The following is a 16374-nucleotide window of genomic DNA, read 5'->3' on the forward strand; positions in this document are numbered from 1 at the left end:
CATTCGTAAAATTCGACGAAAACCGCTTTATCCCTTTTATTATCCTTTTTGTGTCGAATGTGCAAAACGTCAAGGTTAGTCATATATGTCGAATCTCGACCTTCAATTGACATCAAATTTTATCCATGATATATTTATCTCGAATTAAAGATATTTTAAAAGAACAATCATTTCCAGTAGTCTTAAAACCAGTTGGAGGTATAAAAATGACTGATTTAAAAGGTATTCACCACGTAACAGCAATTACTAGCAGTGCAGAAAAAAACTATGAATTTTTCACATATGTGTTAGGAATGCGTTTAGTAAAGAAAACGGTCAACCAGGATGATATCCAAACGTACCACTTATTTTTTGCGGATGATACAGGCAGCGCGGGAACAGATATGACCTTCTTCGACTTCCCTGGCATTCCAAAGGGCATTCACGGTACAAATGAAATTTCGAAAACATCCTTTCGCGTACCAAGTGATGCAGCAATCGATTATTGGTTCAAGCGTTTTGATCGTTTGGAGGTAAAGCATTCAGGTGTTAAAGAACAATTTGGTAAAAAGACATTATCATTTGTTGATTTTGATGACCAGCAATACCAATTGATTTCGGATGAAAACGATAAAGGCGTGGCAACCGGCACACCATGGCAAAAAGGACCGATTCCACTGGAGTATGCCATCACCGGCTTAGGACCAATCTTTATTCGAATCGCTAATTTCGATTACTTTAAGGAAATGATGGAAAAGGTTCTTTTATTTAAGGAAACAGCACAGGACGGAGCATTCCATCTTTTTGAAGTTGGTGAAGGCGGAAATGGCGCGTCAGTTGTGGTTGAGAGTAATTCATTTCTCCCTCCAGCCCAGCAAGGATTTGGGACCGTACACCATACAGCATTCCGTGTAGAGGATCGTTCTGTTTTGGAAGAATGGATTCAGCGAATGGAAGGCTTTGGGTTCAATACTTCCGGCTATGTGAATCGCCACTTTTTTGAGTCCTTGTACGTGAGAGTTGCGCCACAAATTCTGTTTGAATTTGCAACAGACGGACCAGGATTTATGGGCGATGAACCGTATGAAACACTTGGAGAAAAACTGTCTTTGCCTCCATTTTTAGAGCCAAAGCGTGAACAAATCGAAAAATTAGTCCGTCCGATTGATACTGTAAGGAGTTCGAAGGAATTCGTTAAAGAATAAAATGATCTCTGGTAAAGTACGTAGATATTCTATCAGGGTGAGTTTTTGGAAGAGGTTCTTATAGCAAAAGCTGCCGCTACTAACTAGTAGCAGCAGTTTTTTTATATTATTTAACTTTAAGGTTTCTTCTTCAACTAACGCCTTTATTAGTGGGACCACAGTTCGAATTTCTCTTTTCTAAATAACAGATCCATTTGTAAAATCCTAATAAGATAAGCAGAAGAAATGGGTCAAGGATAGCTGAGTACCATAATTTCCACCAGCCATTATTAAAGTATCCCCATGGTTCAGGAAGCAATGTTAGTGCCTCATAAAGGACGATTGCTACTACGAAAAGGACTATGTAAATAATTTGTTTAGGAATTTGGGTTTTATAAGGAAACCAGTTAAGAAACATCATATTAACTGGAGGGACTAAGAGCATATGTGGAAGGAATTCCGACAATTCAATAGTATCTCTTTGGAAATACCAATAACCATGATATTTAACAATGATAAAACAATCAAATGCCATCTGAAATGACATCGTAAATGTCCATATTTGAACAATTTGATTGGCTTTTAGCTTTTTATTTGTCTTAAAGGCAATAATATTAAATACGATGATTCCAGAAATAAGTCCTATCATTCCAACACCCCTTTTCATATAATTACCATTTTATTAAAAAGGATACTTAATGAAATGATTCTTTCCTATCTTTTAGAAAACAGCTTTTTTAAAAAAGAAAAATGACAGGATCGCATTATCCTGTCATTTAAGCTGGTTTACCTTCACAATGGAGCCATCATCCTTTCAAATCATTAAAGGTTAATAGCAAACCATGGAAGCTAAATCCCTTGGATAGTAGGTCAGCATTTCCATACCATTTTCTGTTACCAGCACGGTATCAGAATGCCTGAAGCCGCCAAGTCCTCTAACGTAAATGCCCGGCTCAACGGTAAATACCATTCCAGGCTGCATGATGGTTTGATCTCCTAGGTCAAAGAATGGTGCCTCATGTCCCAATAGACCGATGGCATGCCCGGTGTGATGCTGGACTAAATGCTGGACACCTGCTTCTTTAAAGTATTTTTGGACTTCCTGTTCTACACTTGAACATGGAACGCCCGGCTTAATCGCTTTAAAGGCGGTTTCCTGTGCTTCATACATATACTGAAAATATTTTTCCTGCTCTTTACTAACTTCTTGCACAAACATTGTTCTCTCAAGTTCACTATGATAACCCCATACATCAGCGGCTGCTCCAGTGACCAATGTGTCCCCCTTTTTCAGAACGATGTTTTGAGTAACCGCATGAGGGAAAGCCGACATTTCACCTACCTGACCGCGGAACAGCGCAAATGCGGTATTTCCATGTGGCTTGTAATCTTTGCCCAATGTCTCAATCATCGCCATTGTCGCTTCTGTGGAAGCTTTACTCGTAATCTCAATTTCACTTAAGCCGGGCTTTGAATATTTTTGCAGCAGACGGTGAGCAAGATTCCCCCATCGGCATGATTCTTTGATTAACTCGACTTCCGTCGACGATTTTACAAAGCGCATTTCCTCAATCAAGCCTTTAATCGAAACAAACTCTGCATCAAGGAAGTCACTTACAATTGGACCGCGGTACCCCATTGAAGATCCATAACCGATGGCGTCATACCCAACCACTTTTCCTGTAAAATCAGCTTTAACCAAAGCATCTTTAAAATATTCCATTGGATGGCGCAGGCCAGGATATTCAGGGTAGGAATGAACAAAATCGACATTTGCAAATTCCTCGGCATGTTCATGTTCCAGTGCTGGGACAAATAGATGTGTCTTTTGGTTCGGATCGATAAAAAATCCTATCGGACGTTCTGTCGGGTGAAAATGAAAACCAGTCAAATAAAAGATATCCGTTACACTGAAAAGGATCGCACAATCTATTTTTCTATCAGCCATTGAAGAATGAAACTTTGATTGCCTTTCAATAATTTCACTTTTAGGAATTGCTAATAACATTTTCCCCATCTCCTTTTTCGATATCAGGAGAGCAAATCACTATTCCCTCATAAAGTAGATTAGCAACTTCTCCTTATAATACTTTATTCTTTCAATATACATTCTATTATTCTTATCACTATTATTAATGATTAAGGTGGGGATATTACATTCTCCTTCGATTCAATCAAATAGAAACATTTCAGAGAACATGGCCGTTCCAAAATATAATCATCAATTTACTTACGAGTGAGTGAGAGACATCAAGCAGCCTGGCCACCAAGCTTTGCTGTCGCGGACATCAAGATGGCTAAAGTCGGGCAAAAGAGTTACTTTGATTCTATCAGCTGCCGATGGATAGCCACCACGAAGTGCTGAATGGAATCGAAATGCGCCGTCGGGTGGTACATGGGTATCCTTATCACCACAAATAAAATGTATTTTGGGTGCGTTTGCATATGAGCTCAAGTTCGTTAAAGGATTCAGCTGGTCATAGAAGTATTGGGAGTAGCTGTCAGGATTCCCAGCCGGCATTACCGTTCCATGATTAAAAATATCTTCCATACCAGGACGTAGCCAATCTGGTGTGGAAACGACCGAAACCACCCGTTTGATTCGATGATCAATCCCGGCGGCAGCCACAGCAATGTCCCCACCCATCGAAAGGCCTCCCAAATAGACGTCAGGTCTAACTTTTAGTGTGGACACAGCCCAGTCGATAACCCGAAGTGTGTCCAGAGTGGTATTCCCCAGGATAGGCCACATATTACGCCTAAAGTTCCCCAATACCCGTCCCAGAATCTCTTGCGATGACTCTTTTCCGCGTTCCCCATGCTGCCATGCGTCGAAACTTAGTGCGACATAGCCCTTTGCAGCAAGATCCTCTAAATATGGAATAGTGGTTTCTTTTGATCCACCAAGATGATGCAAAAAGATAATAAGTTGACGAGTGGAAGAATCGACTTGAGGTTCAAACCAGATGACTGGAATGTGATCAACCCATGCCGTAGAGCCAGATGAAATATTATGTATTTTTTCCATGTGAAACCACTCCTTTTTTGTTGAAATTGGACCGTTTGCTAATCTTACAAAGAAATACGTTATTTTATCATTGAGAAAACTATTATTTTTATCCCGTATGGTTTCTTTAAAATTTCTTCATATAGGATATTATTTCCTGCTGAACTAGATATTTTTATATTTGGTCGCATGTATGTTGTAAAAACATTCTGGTTCCCAAGAAAGTAGCTTGCTAACATTTGAGGTACCTTGGAAAATTGAAACACTTTCTTATTAGCTAATATAAAAAGCACTGGCCTATTTCTGTGGCCAGTGCTTTAACATTATTTATCACTATAATCTTCTTAAACTCGTACCTTCAAAAACTGCTCCACTTCATCTATGCCCGGATAGGAAGTCTGGGTGCCCCGCTTTGTAACACTTAATGCTGCAAAAGCTGTAGCCATTTTTATCGCGTTTAGTACATCGCCATTTTGTACAAAGTAATGTGCAAAGCAGCCAATGAAGGCATCCCCTGCGCCTGTTGTATCAATCGCTGCAACTTTATGTGAGTCAACAGTCTGACTTTTCTCCTTTGTCACCCACATTACTCCACGGCTGCCCATTGTGACGATGACGTTTTTTAAGCCTTTTTCAATCAAGACCATTGCTGCCTTTTGAATTTGGTCTTCACTCTCAACAGGCATTCCGGTTAAGATCTCGAGTTCACTTTCATTAGGAATGAAAAAGTCACTTTTACATACATATTCAAAATCCAAATCCTTGCGTGCAGGTGCGGGATTCAAAATGACTGGAATGCCATGCTTGTTACCAAACTCAATCGCATGATAGATCGTCGGGAGCGGGATTTCAAGTTGTAAAACAATCAGTGAGCACTTCTTAAGTTTTTCTGCAGCCCGGTCCACATCCTCCGGAAGAAGATGCTGATTGGCTCCCTTAATAATTAGAATACGATTTTTGGACTCTTGGTCCACAAAAATCGGCGCCACACCACTTGATGTTCCTGGCACTTTATTTGTGAACTCTGTGTCAATTCCGTATCGTTCAAGGTTTTGTATGGTATTATTTGCAAAAAGGTCATCTCCTACCTTTGTGACCATCATTACCTTTGAGCCCATTTTGGCAGCAGCCACTGCCTGGTTTGCCCCTTTGCCGCCACAGCCTATTTCGAAGTCAGGTGCCTCAAGGGTTTCCCCTTCCTTTGGCATTTTTTCAATGTATGAAATAAGATCCACCATATTGGACCCAATTACTGCGATATTCATGTCTAATTCCTCCTTATTTCTTTCCAGTTACAACTGTGAAGGATCTTTCTTCTCCAGCACGGAGCTTCATTAACGTTCCAGCTCTTTCTGCAGCGAGAAAGCCTTCAGGCAGGCAAGTTGCAGGCAGCACAAACGCCCCTACCTTCTGGTCGCTATTATGAAGCAGCCAGCGTGTTGCATAATTCAATTCTGCTGTTGAAAATCTTGTGAAAAAAGTAACTCCATCCGGTGATTCCATTTCAAATTCTGCTTCATCCTGATAACGATTCAGCTCATCTGCAAAAAACACGATTTCCGGATCATACATTTCCGGCTGGTTTAATACTATAAGTGTTTCCTCGCCACTAAGCAGATTCTTATTATAATTCAACCACTTTTCAGTTGGCTTCACATGATCTGGTACCGATTCCCTAAGTGTGAAAGCACTGTCCGGAATGTTCTGCTTCATAACTGCATCATCAAGATAAGCATAGTTGGTGTGGCACATATACTGAAGCGGCATTTCACTGCCTGAAAGATTTTTTACATTCATGCTCATTTTAATGAATGCTTCTCCTTCAAACATTTCAACATTAGGACTAGCGAGGTAATGATGTCCGAAGCCTTTTACATACTCAGTCTCACCACAAACCTTAATGCCAACGTCCGTTATTTCAAGCCAAGCCCTTTCCATCTCGGCACAAGGCATTTCACCGTGCAAAGGGTGGTTATCTTCAGGTCCCGGGCAGCCATTGCTGATCAATCCTGAGTGGAAGGCAAAGCATCCATAGGTATCGATGATTCCATCGGCCTTTTTGGCTGTGAAAACATATTTTTCATTTTTAAATTTACACCGTCAAATTCCAAATCCCAAATGATTTGTCCCATATAAGGAAGAACAACCATTTTGCCCCGTGAATTTGTAAGCTCAATTGCTTCAATTCCAGATGGATAGCGGAATAAATTGACAGTGATTGCATCATTTCTATATATCACTTTACTGCTTTCTTTAAAAAACTCGCGTTGCAGTTCGATTGTCCCTGCCATTCAAGACATCCCTTTCCTATTTCAAACAAATGGGCAGCCGTTTCATCGACTGCCCATGTTTGATGAAGTTTCGTTACTGAGCAATTTTCAAAGATTCTTCTGCAGGCTTCTGAACAGCCTTATTTTTTTTCATTTCACCATAGAAATAGAAACCTACATACATAAAGCATGCCATGGATACGAGGAAGGCCATTTGCATTGAACCGAAGAGGTCAGATGCATAACCCTGTACTGCTGGTACAACAGCTCCGCCAACAATCGACATAACCAGGATCGCTCCTGCCATTTCTGTATATTGTTTTTCTTTGACAACTTCAAGTGTTTCCGCATAAATCGTCGCCCAGCATGGTCCAAACAGCATGCTCACACCAATCGCTGCATACACTGCAGTCATGCTTGGGACGAATGCTACATAAGCAAGTAGCAAAGTACCAATGATCGAGTAGCTAAATAATACCTTCGATGGCGAGAAGCGTGCCATCAAGAAATTCGCGATGAATTTACCTACAAAAAAGGCAATAAAGCTAAATACCATGAAATTTGAAGCCGTACGTTCATTGATATGTGGGTTAAGATCGAGTGCAAGGCGGATCGTAAATGACCAAACCGCTACCTGCATTCCAACATATAAAAATTGTGCTGCAATCCCTTTGCGGAATTGTTTGTTTCCACCTAGATATTTCAGTGTCTGGCCAATGCCAGGAGATTTATTAGAAGACTTTGTGCTATCTACTACTGGTTTACATGATGGGAATTTCGTAAGGACAAACAGAATAAGAACAGCCACAAGTACGAAAATGATATATTTATAAGGTTCTAGTGTATGCTCAAGCATTTTCAAGCCAAAAGCATGTGCTTGTGCTGGAGACATTTTTGACATTTGACTTTCAAGGCTTGCACCTTCTTGGAACACCAGATATTTCCCTAGCAAAATCCCTGAAATCGAACCTAGCGGATAAAATGTCTGGCTGATGTTCAAGCGAAGGATCGAGTGTTTACGCGGTCCGATCATTGAACTATATGTATTTGCAGCTGTTTCAAGAAAACCTAAACCAATTGCAATCGAAAAGATCGCAAACAAGAACATCGTGTACGTAGCCATATGTGAAGCCGGGTAAAATAACGAGCAGCCTGCAATATAGAAAAGTAATCCGGTAATAATAGCAAACTTGTAATTTGTTTTTTTAATGACCAGGGAAGCAGGTATTGCGACTAGAAAATAACCGCCATAAAAGGCACTCTGGACTAAAGCGCTTGCAAAATCACTTAACTCAAACACATGCTTGAACTGAGTAATGAGAATATCATTCAAGCTGGCAGCTACCGCCCATAATGGGAACAGCATTGACAACAGGATAAACTGAAAAATTGGTGTTGAACTTAAGTATCCATCTGGCAGCTGAATTAAGTTTTTCGTCTTCATTTAAAACATCTCCTTGTGTTAGTAAGTTTTGTGAAATCTTAATCTATGAAAATAGTATCCACAGACACCTGCTTCAGCCATTATCATCAAATAAACAATTAGTGCGTTATATAAAAGCGCTTTCAAATTGAAGTGTAGAGGGCACCGCTCGGTCAATGTCCGTAGGTACCATTTGTCAGCTTTACTATGAATGTATCGATTTTCTATTAATTTTTCATTAGCCGGCATGACTCCCGGATGATCAGCTCAGGTGACATTAAATATTCCCGCTTTGGAAGAGTGCCTTTAAAGGAAATTCGTTCATGCAATAGCTGAAATGCAATCTCCCCTACTGCATTCATTGGCCTTGCAACAACACTAAGCTTGGGATTCAGGAAGGTTGCAATATCAACATCATCAAAACCAATAAACGACACTTCACTGCCAAGCTTCCAGTTCAAATCCACCAGTGCTTTTAAAAAGCCGATGGTCATTAAGTTGTTGGAAGAAAATACAGCAGTTGGCTTATCATCCAGCTCATAAAGAGCTTTGGCAGCCTGGTAACCGCTATGTTCCCCAAATCCCCCTGAATCACATATTGATCATTCAAAGGAATATCGTAGTTTTCGAGCGCCTTTTTATATCCTAAATACCTTTCAAGTCCAGGCGTCGTATTCTGCGGACCGCAAATGATGGCTATTTTTTCATGCCCCTGTAGAATCGAGTGTTGAATCGCTTGGTAGGAACCCTTCACGTTATCAACGAGAACCGTATCGACTTCAAAATTCTTTATGCTTCGGTCAACAGCTACAATTGGAATCCCTTGCTCCTGAAGCAGCTTCAGGTGAATGCCATTTTCATTGGCAGTAGTGACAATTACGCCATCAACCCCACGTTCAATAAAATTCTTCACAATCTCTTCTTCCACTTTCGAAGACTCATTTGTACTGCTTAAGATTGTAAAATAGTCTTTCTCGCGTGCTTTCTGTTCAATCCCAGCCATCACGAGTGGAAAGAAGGGATTTTTGATGTCTGGCACGATGACACCAATTGTATTTGTTTCTTTTCGCTTCATGGTTCTTGCAGCAGCATTGCGAATATACCCGAGTTCCTTTATCGCATTGAGTATTTTATCTTCTGTTACCTTACGGACGCCACCCTGGTTATTAATAACCCTGGATACCGTTGCGATCGACACATTGGCTAGCCTGGCAACATCCTGAATATTTGGTTTGAATTCCATATTAATTACCCCTAAAATGTAAACGTTTAGATTTTTTTAGAAAAAAATAGATTTAATTAGTATTTGTATGTTTTTGGTAATAAAATTTAAATGTAAACGTTTAGATTTTTGAAGAAAAAAAGATTTAGTTATGCTTATGATTAACTTATGTGTGCCCTTTAAATTCAAATGTAAACGTTTAGATTTTTTTCTTGTTTTAAAATTATCATGATTAAGATGAAAATGCAAGGAATATTGTATGCGTTTTCATCTAAAGATGTGAAACTAAAAATTATGATTCAATCGGAATAAGACAAATATTGAAGCCCACGGTGACTCTAATAGAGTTATCGTGGGCTTTATTTTATTTTTTCAACGCTTCTTTTCTAAGCATCCTTCTGACAATCTTTCCGACTGCACTTTTAGGAAGAGTATCAATAAATTCTATATACTTCGGTTTTTTAAAGGGTGCTAGATGTTGCTTGCAATAATCAATAAGTTCTTCTTCTGTGGCATGATGTTCCTTTTTTAATACGACAAAGGCTTTAACTGTCTCTACCCATTTTTCATCTGGGACTCCAACGACTGCTGCTTCCAGGACAGCTGGGTGCTTGTAAAGTACATCTTCCACTTCGCGTGGATAAATATTAAAACCACCCGATATGATCATGTCTGACTTCCGGTCTACCATGAAAACATAGCCGTCATTATCGAGGTATCCCATGTCCCTTGTAAATATCCACTTTCCTTTAATTGTTTCTGCGGTCAATTCTTCTTCCTTCCAGTAACCAACCATTGCCTGACTGGAAGAAACAACAATCTCTCCAATTTCATTCTCAGGAACTTCTTCGCCCGCTTCATTTACGATTTTCACCTCAGTGGTTACAGTCGGCCTCCCACAGGATAATAAGCGGTCATAGTATTCTTCATTTTCAATAGCGAGAATATGGTCTTCAATATCTAAAGTAGTTAATAGCAAAGGTGCTTCCGTTTGCCCAAAATATTGGATGAATTTAGGTCCCCATAGTTCTATTCCTCGTTTTAATGCTTCTCTTGGCATTGGTGAGGCACCGTATATTAAACTGCGAACAGAATCAAAGGAATATTTTTCAGCATCTGGATGAGAGAGAAGCATGATAATCATTGTAGGAACTAAGTTGAGTGTTGTAGGTTTGATGGTGTCTACAGCTTGAAGAAATTCTTGAGGCTGGAAAGCTGGGAGGATTGCATTTGCTGCTCCTCTTAACCAATGGGGCAGCACCAGTACTCCTGTGGCATGTGTCAATGGTGCGGCATGCATCATAATATCGCCTTTTTTAATTGGCAAGGTGGACAAAATATTCGTTGCCATCGCTGCCCATGATTCCTGGGTATGTATAGCCGCTTTAAGCTTTCCGGTCGTTCCAGATGTGTATTGTAGAGTTGCATAATCTTCTTCTGATAACGAAACGAGGGGATCTTCGTCGGATGCAGTTTGCATTTCCTCATAAATTGGAGTAATCCACTCATATTTAGCTAATCCATCTATCTGACAGAATAGAGAAACGGCAGAAAGCCTGGGTCTTAATTCAGCAACACGGCAGGCAAATTCTTCTGTAAAAAGAATCGCTTTTGAGTCCGTTTCAGTAATCATGTGAAAATGTTCTTCTGCAGAAAGCCTTGTATTTAGTGGAACCCTTACAAATCCCGATTTAAGCATCGCAAAGTCTATTTCTACACTATGCATAGAATTTGCCAGCAAAAAGGAGATTCTGTCCCCTTTTTCTAGTCCTAATTGGAAAAGGACATTGGCCAATCGATTTGAGTTTTTATGGACCTCCATAAAAGTTAACTTATGATTCTCAAATATTACCGCGGTTTCATTCGGATAATACCTTGCACCCCTTTTTATTAACTCAGCTGCAATCATTTTGTAACCCCTTTCAAAATTATTTTTTTCTATCCATAAAATTTCTTAGTCCCTCCAATGTTTCTTCATTATGTGTATGCGGCATTCCGAGCTGACATTCAATACGCAGCGCTTCTTCCAGAGGCAATCCCCAGCCCCTTACTGCTGCTTGTTTATCTGTACGAAGAGAACCTTGAGGATAAGAGGCCATAATGGAAGCCAATTCCTTTGCCCTTTCAAGAAGCTGCTCTTGTTCTATAACCTCTGTGACTAGTCCCCAGTCCAATGCTGTCTGAGCATCAATTTTTCTTCCAGTCAAAATCAAATCCATCCCTCTGCCCCATCCCAGAATTCTCGGAATTCGCTGTGTACCTCCATCGACCAGAGGAACATTCCAGCGCCTTTCCAAGCATCCGAATTCTGCAGTAGATGAAGCAATCCTGATATCGCACCATGCCGCCATTTCCAATCCCCCTGCAAAACAAAATCCATTTACAGCTGCTATCGTAGGCTTAAAAATATCTGTCATTCTCGTAAATCCTAAATATCCTTTTCCATCAAAAGCAAACTGGGAATCATATGGATCTTCAGCCTTAACGTGTCCAATGCTTTTAAATCTGCACCAGAACTGAAAGAAGGTCCATTCCCTGTTAAAATAGCTACTCTGGCGTCCCGATCGTCACGGAATTTCGACCAGGCTTCGTATAGGAGCTGCGCTGTTTCGCCATCAATACAGTTATGCTTTTCAGGACGGTTAATCGTGATGACGGTAACGCCACCTTCTTTTTCTACTATCACTTTTTTACTCATTGTTCTCTCCTTTGAGTTTCGTGTGTTTACATAATAAAATTATATAAAACTTTTAAACTGAAATTCTCTTAAACCAGCTCTGCACTAAAAATATTTTCTTTCTTTTCTGACTATTTAATTTTAGCCTATGTAGGTCAATCTCGTCAAAAGACAAAATTGACTTGTATTAAATAATCTAAAACAAAAAATAGCAGGAACATTTGTCCTGCTTATGAAACTGTTTTTATTCAAATGTAAGCCGGTACGCCTTCACAATAATGCCATCGTTGGCAGGCTCAAAATCAAATTGTGGCTGGCGTTCAAAGCCGAGCTTTTCATACAATCGCATTGCGTTTTTCATAAATTCACCTGTATGCAGACCGATGGCGTGGAAGCCCTGTGCTTTCGCCCGATGGATACATTCAGTAACCAACGCAGGGGCAACACCTTTGCCCCTTGCAGTCGGTGCAACGGCAAGCATCCGTATTTCAGGATAGTCTAACTCGTCAACAAACCCTTCATAGGCATTGCTTTTTGCAGGGAACAAAACGACACTGCCGACAATTTCCCCATCTATTTCCACAACGATCCGTTCCACCCCGGGCTGAATATCCGCCTTGGAGGAGATTGCGTGTTTTAGTGCTATCCAATGATCCTCGGGAATGCTTTTTGCATGCTCTTCATAGGAAACGACTCTTTGTTCACGGATGTAGGGTAATTCATTTTCTGCTGCATCGCGAATTAACATGGTTTCAACCCTTCCGATTTAAAAACTTTTCCTCTTTATTGCTTAAAACTTCTCGATTATGTTTGGAATGTAGGCCAGAAAGGTCGGGTCCCTTCGGTAGAATGTTTTTGCTTTTTTGATCATCTGTTGCGATATGATTCGATAAATGATAATGCACTTTAATCGCATGGAAATCGGTTGTATCGCCAAAACCAGGTGTTTGATATAAGTCTCTCAAATAGCCCCATAAATTAGGGAAATCAATTATTCGGTTTCGATTCGCCTTAAAGGCTGAATAATACGCTGCATCAAATCGGACTAACGTTGCATACAGCCGGACATCTGAATCGGTGATATAATCTCCAAATAAGAATCGCTGCTGTGAAAGACGTCCCTCCAGTTCATCCAATCTAGCAAACAAGGTGTCATAGGCTTCTTCATATGCTTCCTGTGAGCGGGCAAAACCGCATTTATATACACCATTATTTACATCGTTAAAAATAACATCGTTTAGTGCATCAATATCGTGGCGAAGTTTTTCCGGGTATAAATCTGGAGCAATATCCTTGTGTAGCGGTGCCCAGGCTGTTTCAAAGTAGTTTGTCAGTTTAAAATAATCATTGTTCACGACCTTTTGTTCCTTCACATCCACCATAACTGGAACCGTTGGCCTCCCGCTATAAGCAGGGTCAGTATTTTTATAGATTTCACTCATATAGCGAATCCCAAGTACAGGATCTACCCCATTTTCATCTAAAGAAAATTCCCAGTCGACATGAGGAAGATTTGGCCGCATTGGACTTGCTGTACCCAAGCTGATGACGTCCTCCAAACCAAGGATTCGGCGGACAATCACCGATCGATGCGCCCATGGGCAGACGGCTGACCATAATAACCGATAACGCCCCGCTTCAACAGGCAGTTCATCAGATCCTTCCCCAAAAGCAGTTGTAAATCGATTTACCTGGCGATTAAACGAACCATCCGCTTTGATTTCATTAGCTAAAGCCAGGCTTTTTTCTTTATTTAAATCTGACATTCTATCCACCTCACATTTTAATAATTATATTAAACGAGTCGGATATGTTTTCCAATTGAAAGTTTTCCAATCGGATTTATTTTTCACCAAAAACAACCCTGTAGATGATATCAGAACCTTCTTTAATTTTTTCATATTAAACATGAATTGAACGTGCACGTCAGCCCATTAATTAATCATACGATAAGATGATACTTAAAACGTGGGAGGCTGCCCTATCATGTATTCAAATTATGATTTTTATAATAATAATCCTTACTTTTATAATTCTTATCGTGCACCTGTCGACACACAATTAGTTACTAATATTCAGAAGGCCATTAATGGAGAATTTAGTGCAATTGCCTGTTATGAAAAGTTAGCCAGAATGGCGACTAAACAAAGTGAAAGGAAGCAGATTCTTGAAATCCAAAAGGATGAAAAACGCCACTTGGAGGAATTTCAAAGAATTTATAGCAATCTTACTGGAAGCCAGCCAACAGCCAAAATCACTGAAGGCTGCCCGAACTCATACAAACCCGGCCTTGAATTTGCGTTTAAAGATGAGCAGGAAACGGTTGATTTTTACCATGAAATAGCATACAGGGCACAAGACCTTTTTATTAAAGAAGCCTTTCTCCGTGCAGCAGCAGATGAACAAAATCATGCTGTTTGGTTTTTATTTTTTATTCAAAAAAACAAAAAATAAACCATGGAAACTTTTTATAAGGGAGATTGAATCTAATAAGAAATCAATCTCCCTTTTTCCTGTTAGATTTATTGAAGGAGCATAATTCTTAATACGCTTGCTAAACCAGGCTTTTATTTTAGAGTTTACTAGAATTTGTTCAGACGTTACGATTGTCCAAAACTCTTCAATAAGCTATGCCATTGTCTCATTATGTATACTTATAGCACTGTAAACCACACTCTCTGGCCAATCAAAAGATTCTCATTAGTAATCGAGTTTATAAGCTTACTATAATAACGTTAAGTACCCCTGTGATGTCGATAAAATTATGTATAATTACACTGCCAATAAAGCTCTTCGTTTTTTCATAATATATTCCGATGATGATACCTATAATTGTCGCGTATACTACATTTAATAAGTTGATCGCAATTGGTTGTCTTCCAAGATTACCAAAATGCAAGACACCAAAAAGGATTGCGGTTATAACCATTGCATTGGAGCATTTCCACTTAAAAAAGCGAAAGTGTGCAGGAAGAATTTGTTGAAGTGTCCGGTGTATTGCAGGTCTCATCAGCATTTCTTCACTAAACCCCACGAATATTCCTTGAAAAAATACTTGCAAGCAAATAGAAAACACTCCATTTGCGTACCATTGGGGAATCGGTTTGCCGATAACATCTAAATTCCCTAAAATTTGAAGAGGTATAAGTCATGAACAAAGGATTAGTAATGACAGTTTGTCTTTTTTATTGAACTTACCCCAACCAATATCTTTACTCTCATTTTTTCTCCTAGCACGAATCCAAATCCATGGGATTATGAGCATTGGGATGTGGCTAGAAATAGAAATTAAAGGGGAATACCATTGCGGAATAATCTTATTAGCAAAGGGAAATACAATCGTTGCTGAAACCATAGTAAAAGCAAAAATTAATAACACATTTGTTATACTTGGCTTTTTGTCTATTTGATTAGTAAGCTTTGTTTCGATTTGAGTCAAATTTTCACCCTCCCCTCTATATTATTCTAAAGAATTACACCTTATTAATTTCGTTAAAGTTAAAAAGTTTACCTTCATCTAGCAAGCTATCCGTCTTCTTAACTAAGGAAGCAGCTAAATTTTTTAAAAACATATTTTTATTGACTTAAACATCGTACAATTAAATAAAATATGGTAATTCCAGTTAATTCGCTAATGATAATAAATTGTGCTTTAAAAAGGAGTGGGAATAGTTGAAATTGATTGCAGGTATCATTCTTATTTTCATGAGTGTGGTTCATATCATATACGGAGAAAAACAACCTATAAACGAATTAAAAAAACTGAATGCGGACAATATTTTAATCGGCTCATTTAGAACGATGTCTTTGCAGGGCGGTCTGCTTCTACTTGCAGTAGGTGTTGTCGAGATTATGGTTTATTCCGGTATCATTGCACTTTCCGGCTTCGCAGCCTTTATTCCTGTTGGCATCATTTGCCTAAACGTCCTATCCGTACTTATTGTTGCTACTGTAAAACATCAGGAATTATTTAAAGCAATCATCCCACAACTTATTATTTTTGCGATCATCATCACACTTCAATTAGTAAGCGTTATTTAACACTAAAAAGGTGAAGCCCCTCTCGATTGAGAAGGGCTTCACTTTTAATTATTTTTTAGTTTTTCTAATAGCTTGTTGGCCTGTTCACGTGCTTGTTCCGTTTCTTCCTTTAAAAGTTCAGATTTCTCAACATTTCCATTGTCACTAAATGTAATAAGCAGTATATCTCCTTCTGATACAGAAGTTCCAAGTAATTTTTTTGCTACTATTTTTTCAATGGTTTCGTCATCTCTTTGCAAAAGTACAGCCTTTTCTTCTTCAAAACGATCTACGGTGAATTTATTTGACTTCACTTATCATCAAACCCTTCGCATCATACAGCCTTGCCGGGTCGCCTGCATTGTTCCAAATATTCGCAGTGGTCCACTTTAAATACGCTGGCGGCTGGTTTCTAGCTTTTGGACCGGAGGTGATATATACGGTTGCACCTTTTTTCAATACATAACCTGTTGGGAATGTATAAGTTTGGTTTCCGTTCACACTAACTAATTTCCAGCCGGTTAACGTTATATCCTTCACATCTATATTCTTCAATGTCACGATTTCCTTCGCTAAATCAACCTTCATGATT

Annotated in this window: 21 protein-coding genes; 3 read left to right on the plus strand and 18 right to left on the minus strand. The window is 39.4% G+C overall.

The window, feature by feature from the left end:
- Positions 1 to 206: 206 nt before the first annotated feature.
- Positions 207 to 1184, plus strand: a complete 978-nt coding sequence (locus RCG23_RS24655; protein ID WP_308177835.1) for a ring-cleaving dioxygenase — start codon at positions 207 to 209, stop codon at positions 1182 to 1184.
- 130 nt (positions 1185 to 1314) lie between these two features.
- Here RCG23_RS24655 and RCG23_RS24660 read toward each other — a convergent pair whose 3' ends face one another.
- The 14 genes from RCG23_RS24660 to RCG23_RS24725 all read right to left on the minus strand — a co-directional run bounded on the left by RCG23_RS24660 (position 1315) and on the right by RCG23_RS24725 (position 13528).
- A complete protein-coding gene (locus tag RCG23_RS24660) occupies positions 1315 to 1812 on the minus strand; it encodes a hypothetical protein (protein ID WP_308177836.1) in 498 nt (165 codons plus the stop codon).
- Positions 1813 to 1992: 180 nt separating this feature from the next.
- Positions 1993 to 3171, minus strand: a complete 1179-nt coding sequence (locus RCG23_RS24665) for a M24 family metallopeptidase (RefSeq protein ID WP_308177837.1) — start codon at positions 3169 to 3171, stop codon at positions 1993 to 1995.
- Between the two features lie 222 nt (positions 3172 to 3393).
- Complete coding sequence (locus RCG23_RS24670) at positions 3394 to 4191, minus strand: alpha/beta hydrolase (RefSeq protein WP_308177838.1); 798 nt, start codon at positions 4189 to 4191, stop codon at positions 3394 to 3396.
- A gap of 323 nt (positions 4192 to 4514) precedes the next feature.
- Positions 4515 to 5435 carry a ribokinase gene (rbsK, locus tag RCG23_RS24675; protein WP_308177839.1) on the minus strand — a complete coding sequence of 307 codons (921 nt, stop codon included), beginning with the start codon at positions 5433 to 5435 and terminating at the stop codon, positions 4515 to 4517.
- Positions 5436 to 5448: 13 nt separating this feature from the next.
- Positions 5449 to 6177 (minus strand): DUF4432 family protein, encoded by a 729-nt coding sequence (locus RCG23_RS24680; protein ID WP_308177840.1) that lies wholly within the window; start codon positions 6175 to 6177, stop codon positions 5449 to 5451.
- Positions 6174 to 6461 carry a hypothetical protein gene (locus RCG23_RS24685; RefSeq protein WP_308177841.1) on the minus strand — a complete coding sequence of 96 codons (288 nt, stop codon included), beginning with the start codon at positions 6459 to 6461 and terminating at the stop codon, positions 6174 to 6176. Before RCG23_RS24685 ends, RCG23_RS24680 begins: the two co-directional genes overlap by 4 nt.
- 73 nt (positions 6462 to 6534) lie before the next feature.
- On the minus strand, positions 6535 to 7884 hold the full coding sequence (gene fucP, locus RCG23_RS24690) for an L-fucose:H+ symporter permease (RefSeq protein WP_308177842.1): 1350 nt from the start codon (positions 7882 to 7884) through the stop codon (positions 6535 to 6537).
- Between the two features lie 206 nt (positions 7885 to 8090).
- The gene (locus RCG23_RS24695; RefSeq protein ID WP_308180172.1) at positions 8091 to 8462 is read right to left on the minus strand and encodes a substrate-binding domain-containing protein; all 372 of its coding nucleotides are present in this window, start codon (positions 8460 to 8462) and stop codon (positions 8091 to 8093) included.
- Positions 8357 to 9106 (minus strand): LacI family DNA-binding transcriptional regulator, encoded by a 750-nt coding sequence (locus RCG23_RS24700; RefSeq protein WP_308177843.1) that lies wholly within the window; start codon positions 9104 to 9106, stop codon positions 8357 to 8359. Before RCG23_RS24700 ends, RCG23_RS24695 begins: the two co-directional genes overlap by 106 nt.
- A 343-nt stretch (positions 9107 to 9449) precedes the next feature.
- Positions 9450 to 10994: a class I adenylate-forming enzyme family protein gene (locus RCG23_RS24705; RefSeq protein WP_308177844.1), complete on the minus strand. Its 1545-nt coding sequence runs from the start codon at positions 10992 to 10994 to the stop codon at positions 9450 to 9452.
- Positions 10995 to 11013: 19 nt separating this feature from the next.
- Complete coding sequence (locus tag RCG23_RS24710; RefSeq protein WP_308177845.1) at positions 11014 to 11502, minus strand: enoyl-CoA hydratase/isomerase family protein; 489 nt, start codon at positions 11500 to 11502, stop codon at positions 11014 to 11016.
- Positions 11503 to 11513: 11 nt separating this feature from the next.
- Entirely contained in the window at positions 11514 to 11783 is a 270-nt protein-coding gene (locus RCG23_RS24715; protein ID WP_308177846.1) for an enoyl-CoA hydratase-related protein, read from the minus strand.
- A gap of 223 nt (positions 11784 to 12006) precedes the next feature.
- Positions 12007 to 12510 carry a GNAT family N-acetyltransferase gene (locus RCG23_RS24720; RefSeq protein WP_308177847.1) on the minus strand — a complete coding sequence of 168 codons (504 nt, stop codon included), beginning with the start codon at positions 12508 to 12510 and terminating at the stop codon, positions 12007 to 12009.
- A 4-nt stretch (positions 12511 to 12514) separates the two neighbouring features.
- A complete protein-coding gene (locus RCG23_RS24725; RefSeq protein WP_308177848.1) occupies positions 12515 to 13528 on the minus strand; it encodes a glutathione S-transferase family protein in 1014 nt (337 codons plus the stop codon).
- Between the two features lie 220 nt (positions 13529 to 13748).
- On the opposite strand from RCG23_RS24725, the gene RCG23_RS24730 reads away from it, so the two are divergent.
- Positions 13749 to 14216 (plus strand): ferritin-like domain-containing protein, encoded by a 468-nt coding sequence (locus RCG23_RS24730; RefSeq protein ID WP_308177849.1) that lies wholly within the window; start codon positions 13749 to 13751, stop codon positions 14214 to 14216.
- 259 nt (positions 14217 to 14475) lie between these two features.
- On the opposite strand, the gene RCG23_RS24735 is transcribed toward RCG23_RS24730, so the two are convergent.
- Both RCG23_RS24735 and RCG23_RS24740 read right to left on the minus strand, forming a co-directional pair.
- The gene (locus RCG23_RS24735) at positions 14476 to 14838 is read right to left on the minus strand and encodes a CPBP family glutamic-type intramembrane protease (RefSeq protein ID WP_308177850.1); all 363 of its coding nucleotides are present in this window, start codon (positions 14836 to 14838) and stop codon (positions 14476 to 14478) included.
- A 72-nt stretch (positions 14839 to 14910) separates the two neighbouring features.
- Positions 14911 to 15201 (minus strand): hypothetical protein, encoded by a 291-nt coding sequence (locus RCG23_RS24740; protein ID WP_308177851.1) that lies wholly within the window; start codon positions 15199 to 15201, stop codon positions 14911 to 14913.
- Positions 15202 to 15434: 233 nt separating this feature from the next.
- Here RCG23_RS24740 and RCG23_RS24745 point away from each other — a divergent pair, with 233 nt between their 5' ends.
- A complete protein-coding gene (locus tag RCG23_RS24745) occupies positions 15435 to 15803 on the plus strand; it encodes a hypothetical protein (RefSeq protein WP_308177852.1) in 369 nt (122 codons plus the stop codon).
- A gap of 44 nt (positions 15804 to 15847) precedes the next feature.
- Here RCG23_RS24745 and RCG23_RS24750 read toward each other — a convergent pair whose 3' ends face one another.
- Together RCG23_RS24750 and RCG23_RS24755 are read right to left on the minus strand one after the other, a co-directional pair.
- Positions 15848 to 16096 (minus strand): DUF3006 domain-containing protein, encoded by a 249-nt coding sequence (locus RCG23_RS24750; protein ID WP_308177853.1) that lies wholly within the window; start codon positions 16094 to 16096, stop codon positions 15848 to 15850.
- A complete protein-coding gene (locus RCG23_RS24755) occupies positions 16083 to 16370 on the minus strand; it encodes a lamin tail domain-containing protein (RefSeq protein WP_308177854.1) in 288 nt (95 codons plus the stop codon). The genes RCG23_RS24750 and RCG23_RS24755 overlap by 14 nt, the downstream gene beginning before the upstream one ends.
- Positions 16371 to 16374 lie beyond the last annotated feature (4 nt).

It is taken from the genome of Neobacillus sp. PS3-34, from assembly GCF_030915465.1.
GTDB lineage: Bacteria > Bacillota > Bacilli > Bacillales > Cytobacillaceae > Neobacillus_A.